21 protein-coding genes are annotated in these 20592 nt (G+C 69.2%); 20 read left to right on the top strand and 1 reads right to left on the bottom strand.

The annotated features are described in order from the left end of the window. Positions 1-95 precede the first annotated feature (95 nt). On the bottom strand, positions 96-812 hold the full coding sequence (gene phnF, locus E6C76_RS15375; RefSeq protein ID WP_136349109.1) for a phosphonate metabolism transcriptional regulator PhnF: 717 nt from the start codon (positions 810-812) through the stop codon (positions 96-98). Positions 813-917: 105 nt separating this feature from the next. Between phnF and phnG the strand changes: the two genes are divergently transcribed. The 20 genes from phnG (at position 918) to E6C76_RS15275 (ending at position 20512) form a co-directional block, all read left to right on the top strand. Next, entirely contained in the window at positions 918-1388 is a 471-nt protein-coding gene (phnG, locus tag E6C76_RS15370; protein WP_211090238.1) for a phosphonate C-P lyase system protein PhnG, read from the top strand. Beyond that, positions 1385-1993: a phosphonate C-P lyase system protein PhnH gene (gene phnH / locus E6C76_RS15365; protein ID WP_136349108.1), complete on the top strand. Its 609-nt coding sequence runs from the start codon at positions 1385-1387 to the stop codon at positions 1991-1993. The genes phnG and phnH overlap by 4 nt, the downstream gene beginning before the upstream one ends. A 1-nt stretch (position 1994) precedes the next feature. Continuing rightward, entirely contained in the window at positions 1995-3089 is a 1095-nt protein-coding gene (locus E6C76_RS15360) for a carbon-phosphorus lyase complex subunit PhnI (protein ID WP_136349107.1), read from the top strand. Continuing rightward, positions 3082-3939: an alpha-D-ribose 1-methylphosphonate 5-phosphate C-P-lyase PhnJ gene (locus E6C76_RS15355; protein ID WP_136349106.1), complete on the top strand. Its 858-nt coding sequence runs from the start codon at positions 3082-3084 to the stop codon at positions 3937-3939. The genes E6C76_RS15360 and E6C76_RS15355 overlap by 8 nt, the downstream gene beginning before the upstream one ends. Then, on the top strand, positions 3936-4715 hold the full coding sequence (gene phnK / locus E6C76_RS15350) for a phosphonate C-P lyase system protein PhnK (RefSeq protein ID WP_136349105.1): 780 nt from the start codon (positions 3936-3938) through the stop codon (positions 4713-4715). The genes E6C76_RS15355 and phnK overlap by 4 nt, the downstream gene beginning before the upstream one ends. A gap of 29 nt (positions 4716-4744) precedes the next feature. After that, positions 4745-5494: a phosphonate C-P lyase system protein PhnL gene (gene phnL, locus E6C76_RS15345; RefSeq protein ID WP_136349104.1), complete on the top strand. Its 750-nt coding sequence runs from the start codon at positions 4745-4747 to the stop codon at positions 5492-5494. Continuing rightward, positions 5491-6636 (top strand): alpha-D-ribose 1-methylphosphonate 5-triphosphate diphosphatase, encoded by a 1146-nt coding sequence (locus E6C76_RS15340; RefSeq protein WP_136349103.1) that lies wholly within the window; start codon positions 5491-5493, stop codon positions 6634-6636. The genes phnL and E6C76_RS15340 overlap by 4 nt, the downstream gene beginning before the upstream one ends. A 79-nt stretch (positions 6637-6715) precedes the next feature. After that, positions 6716-7525 carry a DUF1045 domain-containing protein gene (locus E6C76_RS15335; protein WP_168734356.1) on the top strand — a complete coding sequence of 270 codons (810 nt, stop codon included), beginning with the start codon at positions 6716-6718 and terminating at the stop codon, positions 7523-7525. 98 nt (positions 7526-7623) lie between these two features. After that, a complete protein-coding gene (locus E6C76_RS15330) occupies positions 7624-8316 on the top strand; it encodes an LbetaH domain-containing protein (RefSeq protein ID WP_136349101.1) in 693 nt (230 codons plus the stop codon). Positions 8317-8369: 53 nt separating this feature from the next. Next, positions 8370-9197 carry a phosphonate ABC transporter ATP-binding protein gene (gene phnC, locus E6C76_RS15325; RefSeq protein WP_136349100.1) on the top strand — a complete coding sequence of 276 codons (828 nt, stop codon included), beginning with the start codon at positions 8370-8372 and terminating at the stop codon, positions 9195-9197. Between the two features lie 75 nt (positions 9198-9272). Next, complete coding sequence (gene phnD, locus E6C76_RS15320; protein ID WP_136349099.1) at positions 9273-10172, top strand: phosphonate ABC transporter substrate-binding protein; 900 nt, start codon at positions 9273-9275, stop codon at positions 10170-10172. 186 nt (positions 10173-10358) lie between these two features. Continuing rightward, positions 10359-11222, top strand: coding sequence for a phosphonate ABC transporter, permease protein PhnE (gene phnE, locus E6C76_RS15315; RefSeq protein ID WP_136349098.1), 864 nt, complete (start codon positions 10359-10361; stop codon positions 11220-11222). A 4-nt stretch (positions 11223-11226) separates the two neighbouring features. Then, positions 11227-12570, top strand: a complete 1344-nt coding sequence (gene phnE, locus E6C76_RS15310) for a phosphonate ABC transporter, permease protein PhnE (protein WP_211090237.1) — start codon at positions 11227-11229, stop codon at positions 12568-12570. Next, complete coding sequence (gene phnN, locus E6C76_RS15305; RefSeq protein WP_136349097.1) at positions 12567-13145, top strand: phosphonate metabolism protein/1,5-bisphosphokinase (PRPP-forming) PhnN; 579 nt, start codon at positions 12567-12569, stop codon at positions 13143-13145. The genes phnE (E6C76_RS15310) and phnN overlap by 4 nt, the downstream gene beginning before the upstream one ends. A 194-nt stretch (positions 13146-13339) precedes the next feature. Beyond that, the gene (locus E6C76_RS15300) at positions 13340-15304 is read left to right on the top strand and encodes an AMP-dependent synthetase/ligase (protein ID WP_136349096.1); all 1965 of its coding nucleotides are present in this window, start codon (positions 13340-13342) and stop codon (positions 15302-15304) included. 14 nt (positions 15305-15318) lie between these two features. Then, on the top strand, positions 15319-16101 hold the full coding sequence (locus tag E6C76_RS15295; protein WP_136349095.1) for an ABC transporter ATP-binding protein: 783 nt from the start codon (positions 15319-15321) through the stop codon (positions 16099-16101). A 14-nt stretch (positions 16102-16115) separates the two neighbouring features. After that, positions 16116-17045 carry a branched-chain amino acid ABC transporter permease gene (locus E6C76_RS15290; protein ID WP_136349094.1) on the top strand — a complete coding sequence of 310 codons (930 nt, stop codon included), beginning with the start codon at positions 16116-16118 and terminating at the stop codon, positions 17043-17045. A gap of 30 nt (positions 17046-17075) precedes the next feature. Next, a complete protein-coding gene (locus E6C76_RS15285) occupies positions 17076-18140 on the top strand; it encodes a branched-chain amino acid ABC transporter permease (protein ID WP_136349093.1) in 1065 nt (354 codons plus the stop codon). 112 nt (positions 18141-18252) lie between these two features. Then, positions 18253-19575, top strand: a complete 1323-nt coding sequence (locus E6C76_RS15280) for an ABC transporter substrate-binding protein (RefSeq protein WP_136349092.1) — start codon at positions 18253-18255, stop codon at positions 19573-19575. Positions 19576-19672: 97 nt separating this feature from the next. After that, positions 19673-20512, top strand: a complete 840-nt coding sequence (locus E6C76_RS15275) for an ABC transporter ATP-binding protein (RefSeq protein WP_136349091.1) — start codon at positions 19673-19675, stop codon at positions 20510-20512. Positions 20513-20592 lie beyond the last annotated feature (80 nt).

The raw sequence follows: 20592 nt of genomic DNA, 5'->3' as shown, positions 1-20592 counted from the left end.
ATGCTCGCCGGGCCACCAGCCCGACTGCGCTTTGTGCCTTGCATCGGCCGGCCTGGCGGGGCAACGGGACCCATGAAAAGAGCGTAGACAGGCTCTCAGGTATCGAAGACGAACTGCACGCGCTGCCCGGCGAAGCAGGCCACCGAGTATTCCAGCGGCAGGCCGTCCGGATCGAGGTTGACGCCTTCCGACACCAGCACCGGCTGTGAGCGCGCCTGGCGCAGCAGGCGTGCCTCGTCGCCGAGCGGCAGGCGCGTGGTCACGCGGGTCTGCGCGCGCGTGTAGTCCTTGATGCCCAGGCTGAACAGCGCGCTGGTGATCGAGCCGCTGTGCTCGTAGGCCTCGATCAGTCCCGCGCAGCGCTCCTTGGGGAAGTAGTGGATGGCCAGGCTCACCGGCAGGCCGTCGGCCTCGCGCAGCATTTCCAGCAGCAGCACCGGCGTGCCCGGCCGCAGGCCCAGCGCGCGGGCAGTCTCCGCGCCGGCCGGCACCTCCTGCGCGCGCAGCAGGCGGCCACCGGGCTGGCGGCGCGAATGCAGCACGTTCTCGCTGAAACGCGTGCGCTTGCCGATCTGATACTCCATCACGTCGGCATGCACGAAGGTGCCGCGCCCCTGTTCGATGCTCACCAGCCCGGCCTCCTGCAGCGCACTCAGCGCGCGGCGCAGGGTGTGGCGGTTCACGCCGAAGCGCGCGGCCAGTTCGGCCTCGGTCGGCAGGCGATCGCCGGGCCGGTAGGCCGGGCCGTGGATTTCCTCCGCCAGCGTGCGTTCGATCTGCCGCCACAGGGCGATGCCGTTGGTCCGTTCCATGTCGGATTCCTCTACCAATGTGCTGCATGATCCATCTTGTCCGGGGTCCGGAGCCTGCCGCATCATACTGCCACAATTCGTCTAGACATATAGACAGGTGTGCCGATGATGCAGAACCCCCACGACGATCCCGCCATCGCCCGCCGCCGGCGCTGGATGGGCGTGCTGGCGCAGGCCCCGCGCGAGACGCTGGAACGGGCCTGGCGGCGCTTCGCGGCGCCGCCCGCGTTCGAATGGCTGCGCCGGCCCGAGACCGGGCTGGTGATGACGCGCGGGCGCGCCGGTGGCAGCGGCCGGCGCTTCAACCTGGGCGAACTGTGCGTGACCCGCGCCGCCGTGCGCCTGGAGGGCGGCGCGGTGGGCCATGCCTACGTGGCCGGGCGCGACGGCCGGCGCGCCGAACTGGCGGCCTTGTTCGACGCCCTGCTGCAGCAGCCGACACTGCACGACGAGCTGGAGCGCGAACTGATCGGCCCGCTGGCCGAGGCCGCGCACGCCGCGCGCGAGGATGCGGCGCGCAAGGCCGCCGCCACCCGCGTCGAGTTCTTCACCCTGGTGCGGGGGGAGGACGCATGAACGACACCGCGACGCTGCCGGGCTTCGCCGATCCGGTGCACGATGCGCAGCGTGCTTTCCGCGCCCTGCTCGACGCGCTGGCCCGCCCGGGGCGCATCCACCGCCTGCCGCCGCCGCTGCGCGCGGTGCCCGGCCTGGGGCCTGCCGCCGCCGCGCTGGCGCTGACCCTGGTGGATTTCGAGACGCCGGTGTGGCTGGCGCCGTCCTGCGCGCCGGCCGCCGGTTTCCTGCGTTTCCACTGCGGCTGCCCCATCGTGACCGAACCCGAACAGGCCGCCTTCGCGTTTGCCTGCGGGTTCGCCGAACTGCCTGTGCTGGAACGTTTCGCGCTGGGCACGGAAGAGGAGCCGGAACGCGCCGCCACGCTGGTGGTCGAGGCCGCCGCGCTCGGTGAGGGCAGGGCGCTGCGCCTGCGCGGGCCGGGCATCGCCGGCGAGTGCCGGACCCACATTGGCGGCCTGGATGACGAATGGCTGGCCGCGCGCGCCATGCTGCACGCGCTGTATCCGTGCGGACTGGACCTTTTCGTCACCTGCGCGGAGCGCGTGTGCGGGCTGCCGCGCACCACCCGCATCGAGCCGCCCTGCGCGCCGGCGGAGGCCTGACATGTACGTATCGGTGAAAGGCGGCGAGCGCGCCATCGACAACGCCCACCGCTGGCTGGCGGAGGCGCGCCGGGGCGATCCGGCGGTGGCCGAGCTGTCGCTGGAGCAGATCGCCGGGCAGCTGGCCGGCAGCGTGGACCGGGTGATGGCCGAGGGTTCGCTGTACGACCCCGAACTGGCCGCGCTGGCGATCAAGCAGGCGCGCGGCGATCTGATCGAGGCGGTGTTCCTGCTGCGCGCCTACCGCAGCACGCTGCCGCGCTTCGGCGCCGCCGAGCCGCTGGATACCGCGCAGATGGCGATCCGCCGGCGCGTGTCGGCCACCTTCAAGGACCTGCCGGGCGGGCAGATCCTCGGGCCGACCTTCGACTACACCCACCGCCTGCTCGACTTCCAACTGGCTGCGGGCGGCGCCGTGCCGCCGCCGGCCGAACGCGCCGCCGAACCGGTGGCGCCGGCCATGCCGCGGGTCGCCGATCTGCTCGGCGCCGACGGGCTGATCGAGCCGGAAGCCGCCGACGACGGCCGGCCGGTGGGCGACCTGACCCGCGAGCCGTTCCGCTTTCCGGTGGACCGCGACGTGCGCCTGCAGGCGCTGGCGCGCGGCGACGAAGGCTTCCTGCTCGCGCTGGGCTATTCCAGCCAGCGCGGCTACGGGCGCAACCATCCGTTCGTGGGCGAACTGCGCATCGGCGAGGTGGCGGTGGAATTCGTGCCGGAAGAACTGGGCTTCGCCGTCGAGATCGGCACGCTCACGGTCACCGAATGCCAGATGGTGAACCAGTTCAAGGGCTCGGCCGAGCGTCCGGCGCAATTCACCCGCGGCTACGGCCTGGTGTTCGGCCACGGCGAGCGCAAGGCGATGAGCATGGCGCTGGTGGACCGCGCGCTGCGCGCCGGCGAACTGGACGAAGCGGTGCAGGCCCCGGCGCAGGACGAGGAATTCGTCCTGTACCACTGCGACAACGTGCAGGCCACCGGCTTCGTCGAGCACCTGAAGCTGCCGCACTACGTCGATTTCCAGTCCGAGCTGGAGATGGTGCGCGCGCTGCGCGCCGCCGCCGGCCGGCCCGCGGAGGAACCCGAGGATGCATGAGGCCGGCTACAATTTCGCCTATCTGGACGAGCAGACCAAGCGTGCGATCCGCCGCGGGCTGCTCAAGGCGGTGGCCATTCCCGGCCACCAGGTGCCGTTCGCCTCGCGCGAGATGCCGCTGCCCTACGGCTGGGGCACCGGCGGCATCCAGCTCACCGCCGCGCTGCTGGGGCGCGAGGATGTGCTGAAGGTCATCGACCAGGGCGCCGACGACACCACCAACGCGGTGTCCATCCGCCGCTTCTTCGCGCGTACCGCCGGGGTGGCGACCACCACGCGCGTCGTGGAGGCGACCCTCATCCAGACCCGCCACCGCATTCCCGAGGCGCCGCTGGCCGAGGGGCAGATCGTCGTCTTCCAGGTGCCCATTCCCGAGCCGCTGCGCTGGATGGAGGCGAGCGAGCGCGAGACGCGGCGCATGCATGCCTTGAAGGAATACGGCCTGATGCACGTCTCGCTGTACGAGGACGTGGCCCGCCACGGGCGCATCGCCAAAACCTACGACTACCCGGTGATGGTGGCCGGGCGCTACCTGATGAGCCCCAGCCCGATCCCCAAGTTCGACAACCCCAAGCTGGACCGCAGCCCGGCGCTGCAACTGTTCGGCGCCGGGCGCGAGCGCCGGCTGTACGCGGTGCCGCCCTACACGGAGGTGAACAGTCTGGACTTCGACGACCACCCGTTCACCGTGGAGCGCTGGAGCCAGCCCTGTGCATTGTGCGGGGCCACCGACAGCTATCTGGACGAAATCATCACCGACGACGCCGGCACCCGCATGCTGGTGTGCTCGGACACCGACCACTGCGGCGCGCGCCGCGCGGAACGGCCGGCGGAGGAATGCACGCCATGAGCGACGACGAAGTGCTGCTGCGCGTGCGCGGCCTCACCCACCGCTACGGCGCACGCACGGCCTGCGCGCAGGTGGATTTCGACCTCCATCCGGGCGAGGTGCTGGGCATCGTCGGCGAATCCGGCGCGGGCAAGAGCACGCTGCTGCACTGCCTGGCGACCCGTCTGCAGCCCAGCGCCGGCACGGTGGAATACCGTTGCGCCGACGGCCGCCTGCGCGAGGTCTTCGCGCTTTCGGAGGCCGAGCGCCGCCTGCTGCTGCGTACCGAATGGGGCCTGGTGCACCAGAATCCGCGCGACGGCCTGCGCATGGAGGTGTCAGCCGGCGGCAACGTGGGCGAACGCCTGATGGCCGTGGGCGAGCGCCACTACGGGCGCATCCGCACGCAGGCCGCGCATTGGCTGGCCCAGGTGGAGATCGGCGCCGAACGCCTCGACCACCTGCCGGCGACCTTTTCCGGCGGCATGCAGCAGCGCGTGCAGATCGCCCGCAACCTGGTCAGCCGCCCGCGCCTGCTGTTCATGGACGAGCCCACCGGCGGGCTGGACGTCTCGGTGCAGGCGCGCCTGCTCGACCTGCTGCGCGGGCTGGTGGCGCAACTGGGGCTGTCGGCCATCGTGGTCACCCACGACCTGGGCGTGGTGCGCCTGCTCGCCCAGCGCCTGCTGGTCATGCGCGGCGGCCGGGTGGTGGAGCAGGGGCTCACCGACCAGGTGCTGGACGATCCCCAGCACCCCTACACCCAGTTGCTGGTGTCGTCGATCCTGCGCGTCTGAGCGCGCTCGAACCACGAGGAGAACGGAACATGGAACAGTGCATCGCCCGGCCCGCCACCGCTACGGCACCGCTGCCCGCGCGGCCGCCGATGCTGGAAGTGCGCGGGCTGGACAAGCATTTCATCCTGCACATGCAGGGCGGCGTGCGCATCCCGGTGTTCGAAGGCGCGGGCTTTGAAGTGCGCGCCGGCGAATGCCTGACCCTCGCCGGCCCCTCCGGCGCGGGCAAGTCCACATTGCTGCGCTGCCTGTACGGCAACTACCTGGTGCAGCGCGGTTCGATCCGCGTGCGCCACCGCGGCGAACCGGTGGAACTGGTCGGCGCGCCGGCGCGCCGCGTGCTCGACGTGCGGCGCGCCACGCTGGGCCACGTCAGCCAGTTCCTGCGCGTGATTCCGCGCGTGGCCAGCATCGATCTGGTCATGGAGCCGCTGCTCGCGCGCGGCGTGGCGGCGGACGAGGCGCGCGCCCGCGCCGAGGCCCTGCTCGCGCGCCTGAACATCCCGCCCGCGCTGTGGGCGCTGGCGCCGGCCACCTTTTCCGGCGGCGAGCAGCAGCGCGTCAACATCGCGCGCGGCTTCATCGCCGAGTATCCGGTAATGCTGCTCGACGAACCCACCGCCTCGCTGGACGCGGACAATCGCAGCATCGTCATCCAACTGATCCAGGATGCGCTGGCGCGCGGTGCGGCCATCGTCGGCATCTTCCACGACGAGGAAGTGCGCGCGGCGGTCGGCCAGCGCAGCTACGCGGTCGGGCACACGGAGGCCGCAGCATGAACGGCAACGAAATCATCCTCGACAATGCCTTCCTCGTCCTCGCCGAGGAGGTCGTGCACGGCCACGTCGTGTTGCGCGGCGGGCGCATCGCTGCACTGGGGCGAGGGCGCAGCCGCAGCCCGGCGGCGCTGGACCTGGACGGCGACCATCTGCTGCCCGGTCTGATCGACGCCCACACCGACAATGCCGAGCACCACCTGGTGCCGCGCCCCGGCGTGCGCTGGCCGACCCTGCCGGGCGTGCTGGCGCACGATGCGGCGGTGGCCACCGCCGGCATCACCACCGTGCTCGACGCCATTGCCTGCGGCAGCGACCACGGCAAGGAATGGCGCAAGGACATCGTACGCGACACCGTGGAAGGCATAAGCCAGGCGCAGGCCGCCGGGCATCTGCGCGCCGACCACCTGCTGCACCTGCGCTGCGAGGTGGTGGCCGACGACATGGAAGAGAGCTTCGCCGCGCACGTGGACAATCCGCTGGTGCGGCTGGTGTCGGTCATGGACCACACGCCGGGCGCGCGCCAGTTCGTCGATCTGGACAAGTTCCGCATCTATTACAAGGGCAAGCACGGCCTCAGCGACGCCCAGGTGGATGCGATGATCGAACAGCGCCAGCGCCGCCAGGGCGCACTGGCGCCGCGCCAGCGCGCGCTGGTGGCGGAAGCCTGCCGCCGGCGCGGCATCACCCTGGCCACCCACGACGACGCCACCGTCGCCCACGTGGACGAGGCGCGCGCCTGCGGCGCGGCGATCTGCGAATTCCCCACCACGCTGGAGGCCGCGCGCGCCGCCAACACCCACGGGCTGGCGACCATCCTGGGCGCGCCCAACGTGGTGCGCGGCGCTTCGCACTCGGGCAACGTCTCGGCGCGCGAACTGGCGCGCGAGGGCCTGCTCGACATGCTGACTTCCGATTACATCCCGGCCAGCCTGATGCAGGCCGCGTGGATGCTCGCGGAGCACGTCGGCTTTGCGCTGCCCCATGCGGTGGCGCTGGTGTCCGCCAATCCGGCGCGCGCGCTGGGCCTGCACGACCGCGGCGAAATCGCCGTGGGCCGGCGTGCCGACCTGGCGCGCGTGCGGCCGACCGCCCATGGACCCCTGGTGCGCCAGGTGTGGCGCCTGGGCGAGCGTGTCGCATGAGCGCCCCCGCCCGGCCGCCCGAAGGGGGCGCTCACCCTCCCTTGGGGAGGATGTCGCGCAGCGACAGGAGGGTAGTCCAGTGAGCGCCCCCGTCCGGCCGTCCGAAGGGGGCGCCCATCCTCCCCGGGGGGCGCATGCCGCGCGCTGGGCGGAGGATGCTCCGGCCAGCGCCGCGGCAGCGTCCGCCGTCCGCCATGCGGTGTATTTCGCCCCGCCGCCGCACAGCGCCTTGTGGCGGGCGGGCAGTGCCTGGCTGGGGCGCGATGCCGCCGCGGGCGGCGCGGGCGAGCTGCCGCCGTTGGCGCTGGAAGGCTTCGACGCCACCGCCGTGCGCGCCTTCACCGCCAAGCCGCGCCGCTACGGCTTTCACGCCACGCTGAAGGCACCCTTCCATCTGCGCGCGGGGTGCGACGAGGATTCCCTGCGCGCCGCGCTGGCGGGGCTGGCGGGGCAGTTGGCGCCGTTCGCGTTGCGCCTGCGGGTCGGTCGCGTAGGGGATTTCCTGGCCCTAGTGCCGGCCGGACCGGCGGCCGAACTGGACGCGCTGGCAGCCACCTGCGTGACCGGGCTGGACGCCTGGCGGCGCGCGCCGGACGCCGCCGAGCTGGCGCGCCGCGCCGCCGCCGGGCTGGACGCGCGCGAACGGGCGCTGCTGGCGCGCTGGGGCTATCCGTGGGTGCTGGAGCGCTTCCGCTTCCACATGACGCTCACCGACACGCTGGCGGACGGGGTGCTGGAGCGTCTGCTGCCCGAACTGGACGCGTATTTCGCCCCGCTGCTCGCCGGGCCGGTGGCGGTGGATGCGCTCAGCCTGTTCCGCCAGCCCTGCGCCGGGGCACCGTTCGAACTGGTCGAGCGCTTCGCGCTGCGTGCCCCGGCCGGCGTCTGAAAAGCCCCTCTCCCCTCGCAGGAGAGGGGCTTGACCGGCCCTGACCGAACTGTATTGGCGCGCGCCACCGTTTTCCCCGTACCGAGGATGACCCGACGATGAAGAAACTCTCCCCGCAGCCCACGCTGGGCGAACAGGTTGCGCTGACGGAAACCGAACTGGGCCCGTGGACCGAGATCGGTGACCGCTGCACGCTGGAAAACGTGCGCATGGGGGCCTATTCCTATTGCGGGCCGAACTGCATCCTGCAGAACGTGGAGGTCGGCAAGTTCGCCAACATCGCCGCGATGGTGCGCCTGGGACCCACCGCCCATCCGCTCGACCGCCCCACGCTGCACCATTTCACCTACCGCCGGCTGGCCTACGGCATGGACGCGGCCGACGACGCGGCCTTCTTCGCCGCGCGCCGCGCGCGCGTGCTGCACGTGGGCCACGACACCTGGATCGGCCACGGTGCCATCGTCATGCCCGGCCTGCGCATCGGCGACGGCGCGATCATTGGCAGCGGCGCGGTGGTCACCCGCGACGTGGCGCCGTGGACCATCGTCGCCGGCAATCCGGCACGCCTGATCCGCCGGCGCTTCTCCCCGGCGCTGGCCGCCGCGCTGGAGCGCAGCGCCTGGTGGGACTGGCCGCACGAACTGTTGCGCGAACGTCTAGCGGAATTCTGCGGCCCGGTGGAGGACTTCGCGCGCAGATACGGCGGCTACGCCGGCGAGCCGGCCGATGACCCCGCGCAAAGGTCCGCATCCCTCCCGTGCGATCGTCATACGGACGTAAACGAGACTTAACCGGCGGCTCGCAGAATCGGACGGATCAAGGGATCGGTTCGAGGAGAACGGGCATGTCGCTCCAGATCGAAGGCGTCACCAAGCGGTTCGGCGGCAACGTGGCGGTGGACGCGGTGAGCTTCGCGGTGGACAGGCCGGCGATGATCGGCATCATCGGGCGCTCCGGCGCGGGCAAGTCCACCCTGCTGCGCATGATGAACCGCCTTACCGAGGCCAGCGCGGGCAGCATCCTGTTCGACGGCGCCGACGTGCTCGCGCTGCGTGGCCGCGCCAAGCGCGCCTGGCAGTCGCAGTGCGCGATGATCTTCCAGCAGTTCAACCTGGTGCCGCGCCTGGACGTGGTGTCCAACGTGCTGCACGGCACGCTGAACCGCCGTTCCACGCTGGCCACGCTGCTCAACCTGTTCCCGCGCGCGGACATCCACCGCGCCATCGGCATCCTGGAGCGCCTGGGCATTGCCGAGCAGGCCGCCAAGCGCGCCGAGGCGCTGTCCGGCGGCCAGCAGCAGCGCGTGGCGATCGCCCGCGCGCTGATGCAGGAGCCGCGCATCATCCTCGCCGATGAGCCGATCGCCTCCCTCGACCCGCTCAACGCCAAGGTGGTCATGGACGCCCTGCGGCGCATCCACGAGGAGGACGGGCGCATGGTGATCGCCAACCTGCACACCCTGGACACCGCGCGCGAGTACTGCGACCGGGTGATCGGCATGCGTGCCGGGCGCGTGGTGTTCGACGGCGGCCCGCAGGAGCTGACCACCGCGGTGGCGCGCGAGATCTACGGCGCCGACGAGAGCTTTTCGGAAGCTGCCACTTCGACCAGCCTGAGCGTGCTGGAGCACGCCCGCCCGCGCGCCGCGCGGCTGGCCGGCGTGGCCGCCTGAGAGGCCGGCCGCGCATTCCCGCTTTTCAACCCTTCCCGCGCCGACCGGGCGCCCACCACGCACCAAGGAGTACCGATGAAGAAGCTTGCTGCCGCGTTCTGCATGACCACCCTTCTCGCCGCCGGCGCGCACGCGCAGGGCATCACCGAGTTCCGCATCGGCATCATGGGCGGGGAGAACGCCCAGGACCGGCTCAATTCCAACGAGTGCTTCCGCGTCAAGGTGGAGAAGCTGCTCGGCGTGCCCACCCGCTTGTTCACCCCGGCCGACTACAACGGGCTGATCCAGGGCCTGCTGGGCGGCACGCTGGACTTCGCCTGGGTGGGGCCGTCGAGCTACGCGGCGATCCATCTGGAAAACCCCGACGCGGTCGAGCCGGTGGTGGTGAAGACTAACGTGGACGGCTCCTACGGCTACTACGCGGTGGGCTTTGCGCGTACCGACAGCGGCATCCGCTCGCTGGCCGACATGAAGGGCAAGGTGTTCGCCTTCGGCGACCCCAATTCCACCAGCGGCTACCTGATTCCCTCCATCGAAATCCCCAGGGAAGGCTATTCGATGAAGCCGGGTGAATACTTCGGCGACGTGCGCTTCACCGGCGGCCACGAGCAGACCATCGTCGCGGTGGCCAACGGCGACGTGGCGGCCGGGGTGACTTGGGCCGACGGCATGGGCGACTGGGCGGACGGCTACAACTCCGGCGCGCTGCGCAAGGCAGCCGACGCGGGCATCGTGAACATGAACACCATCCGCGAGATCTGGCGCTCCAAGACCATTCCGGAAGGCCCGTTCGTGGTGCGCAAGGCGCTGCCCGAACGCGTCAAGCTCGACGTGGTGGCGCTGCTCACCGCGCTGCCCTACCTGGACCCCAAGTGTGCCTACGGTGTGCTCGCCGGCGAGGCACTGGGCGTGCAGCCGATCAACCATCAGGCCTACGATTCGATCATCGAGGCGCGCAAGGCAGCCAGCCAGTAAGAAGGCGGGGCGCGCCCTCTCCCCGGCCCTCTCCCGCGAGGGGAGAGGGAGAAAACCGATGCCCGCACGGGACGTCCCGGGAGCAAAACTCTCCTCTCCCCTTGCGGGAGAGGGGCCTGGGGAGAGGGCGCGTGGCCGCCCCTTCACACGACTGCCCTGACCACTAAGGCGCTCCGCCCAGCCCCCATGGCCCATCCGCCCGCCTCGCTGCCGCCTCCGAACCCGGCCGCCGACTATCTTGCCCTGACCCACCGGCGCCGGCTGTACAGCGGCATCCTGCTGTCGTGCTTCGTGCTGCTGCTGGTTTCGGCCTTCAACGTCGCCGAATCGCGCAACGCGGGGGGCTTCCTGGCCGGGCTGCCGCGCGTGCTGGATTTTCCCGCCGGGCTGCTCGCCGAGACCTGGGAACGTCTGGACCGCATGCCGGGTAATCTGCTGAACTACTTTCCCTCGCTGGTGGAGACGCTCAACATCGCCGCGGTATCCACGCTGACCGGCGGGCTCTGCGGCATCGTGCTGGCGCTGCTGTCCACCCGTGGGCTGGCGCGCTGGCCGCGCTTGGTGCCGCTGTGGCGCCGGCTGATGGACGTGCTGCGCGCGCTGCCGGAGATCGTCGTCGCCCTGGTGCTGATCTTCCTGCTCGGCGGCGGGCCGGTGCCGGCGATGATCGCCATCGCGCTGCACAGCGCCGGGGCACTCGGCAAGCTGTTCTCCGAGGTGGCCGAGAACGCCGACCTGAAGCCCGTGGAAGGGCTGGCCTCGGTGGGCGCCGGCTGGCTGCAGCGCATGTGGCTGGGGGTGCTGCCGCAGATCGCCCCCAACCTGCTCAGCTACGCCCTGCTGCGCTTCGAGATCAACATCCGCGCCTCGGCCATCCTCGGTTTCGTCGGCGCCGGCGGCATCGGCTACGACCTGCGCAACACCATGACCTGGGGGCAGGGGCGCTTCGACCAGGCGGCGGCCATCTTCATCCTGCTGTTCGTCGCCATCGTCGCCGTGGACCAGTTGTCCGCGCGCTACCGCAACAAGATTGCCCACGTGGAGCACTGAAGCCGTGAGCGCCACCGCCACCCTGGACCCCCTCGCCGCGCGTTGCGCCGCGGCCGACCGCCTGTTCGCGCGCAGGCGCCTGCTGGGCATCGGCATTCCCGCGCTGATCCTGGCCTATCTGGCCTACGTGTTCTTCGCCTTCGACGTGCCGGGCCTGGCCGCGCGCATGAACCCGGACAACGCGCGCATCCTGCTGGCCGACAGCTACTCCTACAAGACCCACGTGACCCAGGACACGCGTTCCGGACGTATCGTGGTGGCCGTCGAGGGCGATGCCAAGGGCGCCTATCCGCCCGGCATGCTGCCCGACTGGGTGGACATCGATGGGCGCGATGCGCGCGTCGATCTGGGCAACGGGCAGATCGCCGAGATCGCCGATGGCAGCGTGGCGGTCACCGTGCCCGGTTTCGGCGAGATCCGCGCCGAGTCGACGCTGCGCGGCATCCGCGTGCAGCTCCCGGAAGGCGGGGACGGGCCGCGGATCAGCCAGTCCGATACGCTGCTGGTGGTGTACCTGGACGGCGCGCGGCTCACCGTGACGCGCACGCGCATCGAACTGTTCCGCTATTTCCTCGGCTGGGAGCTGTTCTGGTTCACGCTGGACAGCCCGTACTACGGCAAGTCCCTGCCGGAACTGCTCCGCCTGGCGCTGTCGGACGAGCGCATCGAGCCGGAAAAATCCAATCTGCGCGGCATCTTCGAGGGCTTCTGGTACAACCGCGTGTGGCAGCACGGCGAAGTGGCCTGGGCGCTGTTCGAGACCGTGCTGATGGCCTTCATCGGCACCTTCGGCGCGGCGCTGATCGTGCTGCCGCTGGCCTTCCTGGCGGCGCGCGGCTTCTCGCCCGCGCGCCTGGCGCGCTTCGGCCTGCGCCGCGTGTTCGACTTCCTGCGCGGCGTGGACGGGCTGATCTGGACCATCGTGCTGTCGCGCGCCTTCGGCCCGGGGCCGATGACCGGCGCGCTGGCCATCCTGCTCACCGAGATCGGCACCTTCGGCAAGCTGTTCTCCGAGGCGCTGGAAAACCTCGACGAGAAGCAGCAGGAAGGCGTGCGCTCCACCGGCGCCAACGCCCTGCAGCGCTGCCGCTTCGGCGTGATCCCGCAGATCATGCCGGTGCTGATGAGCCAGGTGCTGTACTACTTCGAATCCAATACGCGTTCGGCCACCATCATCGGCGCCATCGTCGGCGGCGGCATCGGCATGTTCCTCACCCAGGCGATCAACTCGCAGAAGGACTGGGAGAAGGTGGCCTACTACATCGTCCTGGTGGTGATCCTGGTGATGGTCATGGACAGCTTCTCCGGCTGGCTGCGCCGCAAGCTGATCCGGGGCGCGGACGCGTGAGCGGCGCGGCCGGCCGGCTGATCTACCTGATCGGCCCCTCCGGCGCCGGCAAGGACAGCCTGATCGACCACGTCCGCGCGCGCATCGGCGACGCGCCGGTGCGCTTCGCGCGGCGCTACGTCACCCGCCCGGCCGGGGCCGGCGGCGAACGCCACGTGGCGCTGACGCCCGCCGAGTTCGAGCGCTTGCGCGCGGCCGGCGGCTTCGCCCTGCACTGGACGGCCAACGGGCTGCGCTATGGCATCGGCGTGGACATCCTCGACTGGCTGGCGGCCGACGCCACGGTGGTGGTGAACGGCTCGCGCGCCGGGCTGGCCGATGCCGAGGCGCGCTTTCCCGGCCGGCTGCATCCGGTGCTCATCGAGGTTTCCCCGCAACGCCTGGCCGAGCGCCTGCTGGCGCGCGGGCGCGAGAGTGCTGCGGAAATCCAGGCTCGCCTGGCGCGCGCGGCCGCTGTGCCGCGCCCCGTCCACTCGCGCCTGCGGGTGATCCGCAACGACGGCCGGCTGGACGAGGCGGGCGCCGCGCTGCTGCGCCTGTTGGCCGGCGGACGCGCCGCGCACCCCGGGCGTTGAGCGCCCGCGTGCGCCGAAGCGCAATCTTCACAATTCGATACATTGCGCAAACAGTTGCGCAAACATGGCTTGCCAGACTGCGGCCGTGAAAAAAGAAGCCGTCGCCTGCGGGCGCGGCCACGCCCGGAGCCCATAAAAACGATTCGGTCCGGGTGCGGAGACAAGCGGTACGAAAACCAAAGGAGGAATCCGGCATGTCCGATACCAGCGGGCAATCCGCGCTCGACACCTTCCCGCGTCTGCTGATGCACCACGCCCGGGTGCGCCCCGGGCGTCCGGCGATGCGCGAGAAGGAATACGGCATCTGGCAGACCTACACCTGGGCCGAGGTGGCCGAGAGCGTGCGCGCCATCGCCTGCGGGCTGGCGCAGCTCGGCTTCCGGCGCGGCGACCGTCTGGCGATCATCGGCGACAACCGGCCGCGCCTGTACTGCTCGGTGGCCGCCTGCCAGTGCCTGGGCGGCATTCCGGTGATGCTCTACCAGGACGCGGTGGCGCAGGAAATGGCCTATGTGCTGCAGGATGCCGAGATCCGCTTCGCCGTGGTGGAGGACCAGGAGCAGGTGGACAAGATGCTCGAGATCCACCCCGAGGTGCCCTTCCTGGAACACGTCATCTACGACGATCCGCGCGGGCTGCGCCAGTACACGGAAAGCATGCTGATGGCCCTGGACGCGCTGCAGGACATGGGGCGCGCGCACGACGAGAGCCAGCGCGGCTTCCTGGATGCCGAGATCGGCAAGGGCGCCTCCGACGACGTCTCGGTGATGCTGTACACCTCGGGCACCACCGGCAAGCCCAAGGGCGTGTGCCAGACCCACGGGGCGTTCATCTCGGCGGCGCGCGGGGCGGTGGAGTTCGACCATCTCACCGAGAAGGAAGACATCCTCTCCTACCTGCCGATGGCCTGGGTGGGCGACCACCTGTTCTCCTTCGCGCAGGCCATCGTGGCCGGCTTCACCATCAACTGCCCGGAGTCCGGCGAGACGGTGATGACCGACCTGCGCGAGATCGGCCCGACCTACTACTTCGCCCCGCCGCGCGTCTTCGAGGGCCTGCTGACCCAGGTGATGATCCGCATGGAGGACGCCGGCGCGTTCAAGCGCAAGCTCTTCCATCATTTCATGGAGGTGGCGCGGCGCTGCGGCGCGGACCTGCTGGACGGCAAGCCGGTGTCCTTCGGCGACCGCGTGCAGTACGCGCTGGGCAACCTGCTGATCTACGGCCCGCTGAAGAACGTGCTGGGCATGAGCCGCATCCGCGTGGCCTACACGGCGGGCGCGGCGATCGGCCCGGACCTGTTCCGCTTCTACCGCTCCATCGGCATCAACCTGAAGCAGCTCTACGGGCAGACCGAAACCTGCGCCTACGTGTGTCTGCAGCCGGACGGGCAGATCAAGCTCGATTCGGTGGGCAAGCCGGCGCCCTACGTGGAGGTCAAGCTGGCCGACAACGGCGAGATCCTGGTGAAGGGGCCGATGCTGCTGAAGGCCTACTACAAGCGCCCGGACGCCACTGCCGAGTCGATCAACGCGGACGGCTACTTCATGACCGGCGATGCCGGCTTCTTCGACGAGGACGGCCACCTGAAGATCATCGACCGTGCCAAGGACGTGGGCAAACTCACCGACGGCTCGATGTTCGCGCCCAACTACATCGAGAACAAGCTCAAGTTCTTCCAGCACATCAAGGAGGCGGTGGCCTTCGGCAACGCCCGCGACATGGTCACCGCGTTCATCAACATCGACCTGGAAGCGGTGGGCAACTGGGCCGAGCGGCGCGGCATGCCGTATTCCGGCTACACCGACCTGGCGCAGTTGCCGGCGGTGTACGAACTGATCCGCGACTGCGTGGAGAAGGTCAATGCCGAGCTGGCCGCCGACCCGATGATGAGCGCCAGCCAGATCCGCCGCTTCCTGGTCCTGCACAAGGAGCTGGACGCCGACGACGGCGAACTCACCCGCACCCGCAAGGTGCGCCGCAACTTCATCTCCGAGCGCTACGCGGTGCTGATCGACGCGCTCTACGAAGGGCGCAAGGAGCAGTACATCGAGACGCCGGTGAAATACGAAGACGGCCGCGAAGGCAAGATCGCCGCCACGCTGCGCATCGAGGAGGTGAAGACCTTCGCCCCGCGCGGCGAGCGCCAGGCCGCTTGAGGGGGAAAGGAAACATGGAACGCAAGTTCGGAGAGGTCATCCTCGACCTGCAGAACATTTCGCTGCGCTTCGGCGGCGTGAAGGCGCTGACCGACATCAGCTTCAACGTCCGCGAGCACGAGATCCGCGCCATCATCGGCCCCAACGGTGCCGGCAAGAGCTCGATGCTCAACGTCATCAACGGGGTGTACCACCCGCAGGAAGGGCAGATCCTGTTCCGCGGCCAGCAGCGCCAGAAGATGGAGCCGCACATGGCGGCCACCCAGGGCATCGCCCGCACCTTCCAGAACATCGCGTTGTTCAAGGGCATGAGCGTGCTGGACAACATCATGACCGGCCGCAACCTGATGATGAACAGCAACATCCTGCAGATGGCGCTGTACTGGGGCGCGGCGCAGCGCGAGGAGATCGCCCACCGCGAGAAGGTGGAAGAGATCATCGACTTCCTGGAAATCCAGAGCGTGCGCAAGACGCCGGTGGGGCAGCTGCCCTACGGCCTGCAAAAGCGCGTGGAACTGGGCCGCGCGCTGGCCGCGGAGCCGACCATGCTGCTGCTCGACGAGCCGATGGCCGGCATGAACGTGGAGGAGAAGCAGGACATGTGCCGCTTCATCCTCGACGTGAATGACCAGTTCGGCACCACCATCGTGCTCATCGAGCACGACATGGGCGTGGTCATGGACATCTCCGACCGCGTCGTGGTGCTCGACTACGGCAAGAAGATCGGCGACGGCGTGCCCGAAGAGGTGCGCAACAACGAAGACGTCATCAGTGCCTACCTCGGCACGTCGCACTGAGCGGGGACACAGTCATGGGATTCTTTCTTGAAACCTTGTTCGGCGGTTTGATGGCCGGCATGTTGTATTCGCTGATCGCGCTGGGCTTCGTGCTGATCTACAAGGCGTCGGGCGTGTTCAACTTCGCCCAGGGCGCGATGGTGCTGTTCGCCGCGCTGGCGATGGCGCGCTTCGCGGAGTGGTTCCCCAAGTGGTTCGGTTTCGAGAGCCTGCTGCTCGCCAACCTGCTGGCCTTCATCGCCGCCATGGCGATGATGGTGGTGCTGGCCTGGGCGATCGAGCGCTTCTGCCTGTCCAAGCTGGTCAATCAGGAAGGCATCACCCTGCTGATGGCCACCCTGGGCATCGCCTACTTCCTCGACGGCTTCGGCCAGACCCTGTTCGGCAGCGACATCTACAGCATCAACGTGGGCATGCCGAAGGACCCGGCCTTCATCATGGAAAGCGTGTTCGAGGGCGGCGTGATGGTCAGCAAGGAAGACCTGGTGGCGGCGGTCGTCGCCGCGCTGCTGGTGATCGTGCTGGCGCTGTTCTTCCAGAAGACCAAGACCGGGCGCGCGCTGCGCGCGGTGGCGGACGACCACCAGGCCGCCCAGTCCATCGGCATCCCGCTCAACAAGATCTGGGTGATCGTGTGGTCGGTGGCGGGCTTCGCCGCGCTGATCGCCGGCATCATCTGGGGCTCCAAGCTGGGCGTGCAGTTCACCCTCTCGCTGGTGGCGCTGAAGGCCCTGCCGGTGGTGATCCTGGGCGGGCTGACCTCGGTGCCGGGGGCGATCATCGGCGGGCTGATCATCGGCGTGGGCGAGAAGCTGTCGGAAATCTACATCGGCCCCTACTTCGGCGGCGGCATCGAAATCTGGTTCGCCTACGTGCTCGCGCTGGGCTTCCTGCTGGTGCGTCCGCAGGGCCTGTTCGGCGAAAAGATCATCGACCGCGTCTGACGGCGCCGCGCTTCCCGGGAGAACATCCACATGCTGTACAGAGAAAACGGCCAGTTCAAGACCAGCTACGCGGCCGACCAACAGATCTTCCCCATCCTGCAGGACCGCTGGGCCATCGCCCTGCTGCTGGTGGTGGCCTTCGTGGTGATGCCGATGGTGGGCTCGGAATACTTCTTCCGCGCCATCCTGATCCCCTTCCTGATCCTCTCGCTCGCCGCGCTGGGGCTGAACATCCTGGTGGGCTACTGCGGGCAGATCTCGCTGGGCACCGGCGCCTTCATGGCGGTGGGGGCGTACGCGGCCTACAACTTCATGGTGCGCATCGACGGCATGCCGCTGATCGCCGCCATGCTGCTGGGCGGCTTGTGCGCCACCATCATCGGCGTGCTGTTCGGCATCCCGTCGCTGCGCATCAAGGGGCTGTACCTGGCGGTGGCCACGCTGGCCGCGCAGTTCTTCACCGACTGGGCCTTCCTGCGCATCAACTGGTTCACCAACTACTCCACCTCGGGTTCGGTGAGCGTGGGCAACCTCAGCGTGTTCGGCATCCCCATCGATTCGCCGGTGAGCAAGTACCTGTTCTGCCTGGTGGTGGTGTGCGTGTTCGCCCTGCTGGCGAAGAACCTGGTGCGCAGCGCCATCGGCCGCCAGTGGATGGCGATCCGCGACATGGACGTGGCGGCGGCGGTGATCGGCATCCGCCCGGTGTACGCCAAGCTGACCGCCTTCGCGGTGAGCTCCTTCATCGTCGGCGTGGCCGGCGTGCTGTGGGCCTTCGTGTATCTGGGTGCGTGGGAGCCGGCGGCGTTCTCCATCGACCGCTCCTTCCAGCTGCTGTTCATGGTCATCATCGGCGGGCTGGGGTCGATCTCCGGCGCCTTCCTCGGCGCGGCCTTCATGGTGCTGCTGCCCATCGTGCTGGACCAGCTCCCGCACTGGCTGGGGATCCCCATGTCTACCGCCACCATCGCCCACCTGGTGCACATCATCTTCGGCGCGCTGATCGTGTTCTTCCTGATCGTCGAGCCGCATGGCCTGGCCAAGCTGTGGAGCGTGGGCAAACAGAAGCTGCGCCTGTGGCCGTTCCCGCACTGAAGCGGGGCGGGCAGGGGGTATTGCTGCGGCAGCGGGGCGTTGTCCGCCGTGGCGTCGTAGGAACAGGCACCCGGGTGCCTTGGAAGCAAGACTAAAACAGGAGGAGACTGGAATGAAGTTCAAGCCTTTTGCAATGGCGGCGGCCCTCGCCACCTTGGGGACGCTGAGTGTGGCCACGCCGACGCTGGCGCAGGCGCAGGAACAGTACGTGCCGCTGCTGGTGTACCGCACCGGCGCCTATGCGCCCAACGGCATCCCTTGGGCCAATGGCAAGCAGGACTACATGAAGTACGTGAATGCCAACGGCGGCGTGAACGGCGTCAGGATCGCCTACGAGGAATGCGAAACCGGCTATGCCACCGACCGGGGCGTGGAGTGCTATGAGCGCCTGAAGGGCCGCGGCGCCTCGTCGTTCGATCCGCAATCCACCGGCATCACCTTCGCGCTCACCGACAAGGCGCCGATCGACAAGGTGCCGCTGATCACCCTGGGCTACGGCCTGGCCGCGTCGCAGGACGGCGGCGTGTTCAAGTGGAACTTCCCGCTGATGGGCACCTACTGGACGGCGGCCGACATCCTGATCCAGCACCTGGGCGAGAAGGAAGGCGGGCTGGACAAGCTCAAGGGCAAGAAGATCGCGCTGGTCTATCACGACTCGCCGTTCGGCAAGGAGCCCATCCCGCTGCTGCAGAAGCGCGCCGAGATGCACGGCTTCCAGCTCAACCTGCTGCCGGTGACCGCGCCGGGCGTGGAGCAGAAGGCCACCTGGCTGCAGGTGCGCCGCGACCGCCCCGACTACGTGCTGCTGTGGGGCTGGGGGGTGATGAACTCCACCGCGCTGAAGGAAGCGGTGGCCACCGGCTTCCCGCGCGAGAAGCTGTACGGCGTGTGGTGGGCCGGCGCCGAACCGGACGTGAAGGACGTGGGCGCCAACGCCAAGGGCTACAACGCCCTGGCGCTGAACCCCAACGGTACCGGCTATCCGCTGATCCAGGACATCCTCAAGAAGGTGCATGACGCCGGCCAGGGTTCCGGTCCGCGCGACGAGGTGGGCTCCGTGCTGTACACCCGCGGCATGCTCATCTCCATGCTCACGGTGGAAGCCATCCGCCGCGCCCAGGAGCAGTACGGCAAGGGCAAGGTGATGACGCCCGAGCAGGTGCGCTGGGGCTTCGAGAACCTGGACATCGACGAGGCCCGCCTGCAGGAGCTGGGTCTGGCCGGCGTGGTGCGCCCGATCAAGACCTCGTGCGACGACCACATGGGTTCGTCGTGGGCGCGCGTCCACCAGTGGGACGGCAGCAAGTGGGTAATGGGCGAGAAGTGGTACGAGGGTGACAAGAGCGTGATCGATCCGCTGGTCAAGGAAGCGGCCGACCGTTACGCCGCCGAGAAGCGTATCCAGCGCCGCAGCGCCGACGACTGCAAGGCTTGAGCCTTGACGCCCCGGCCCCCCAGCGGGGCCGGGGTTGGCATGAATCAGAACGGGCCGCCGCCCGAGGGCGGCGCCTGCATCAACAGCGGATGAGACGATGAACACCTCCACGACGAATGCGCCTCCGGCTCCCGAGTCCAACATCCTCCTGAACGTGAACGGCATCGAGGTCATCTACAACCACGTGGTGCTGGTGCTCAAAGGGGTATCGCTGCAGGTGCCGGAAGGCCGCATCGTGGCCATCCTGGGCGGCAACGGCGCCGGCAAGACCACCACCCTGCGGGCGATCTCCAACCTGCTCAAGGGCGAGCGCGGCGAAGTGACCAAGGGGTTGATCGAGTACCGCGGGGAGCGCGTCGAGGCCCTGTCGCCGTCCGACCTGGTCAAGCGCGGCGTGGTGCAGGTGATGGAAGGGCGGCACTGCTTCGCCCACCTCACCATCGAGGAAAACCTGCTCACCGGCGCCTACACGCGCAGCGACAAGGGCGAGATCGCCGCCAACCTGGACAAGGTGTACACCTACTTCCCGCGCCTCAAGACGCGCCGTACCAGCCAGGCCGCCTATACTTCCGGCGGCGAGCAGCAGATGTGCGCCATCGGCCGCGCGCTGATGTCGAACCCCAACATGGTCCTGCTGGACGAGCCCTCGATGGGCCTCGCACCGCAGATCGTCGAAGAGGTGTTCGAGATCGTCAAGGACCTGAACGTGAAGGAAAAGGTGAGCTTCCTGCTCGCCGAGCAGAACACCATGGTGGCATTGCGCTACTCCGATTTCGGCTACATCGTCGAAAACGGGCGCATCGTCATGGAAGGCGACGCCAAGTACCTGTCCACCAACGAGGACGTCAAGGAGTTCTACCTCGGCCTCTCCGGCGAGGGGCGCAAGAGCTTCCGCGACGTCAAGCACTACCGCCGGCGCAAGCGCTGGCTGTCCTGAGGCCGCCCGCCCGTCAAGCGGGCCTGTGTGGAACGGAAGGAAGACCATGCACGGATTCAGCCCCTCTCTCGTGCTTCCGA

This window comes from Pseudothauera nasutitermitis, from assembly GCF_004801295.1.
Taxonomy (GTDB): domain Bacteria; phylum Pseudomonadota; class Gammaproteobacteria; order Burkholderiales; family Rhodocyclaceae; genus Pseudothauera; species Pseudothauera nasutitermitis.
The sequence above is the reverse complement of the archived record's forward strand: the minus strand, read 5'-3'. Positions and strand labels throughout refer to the sequence as shown.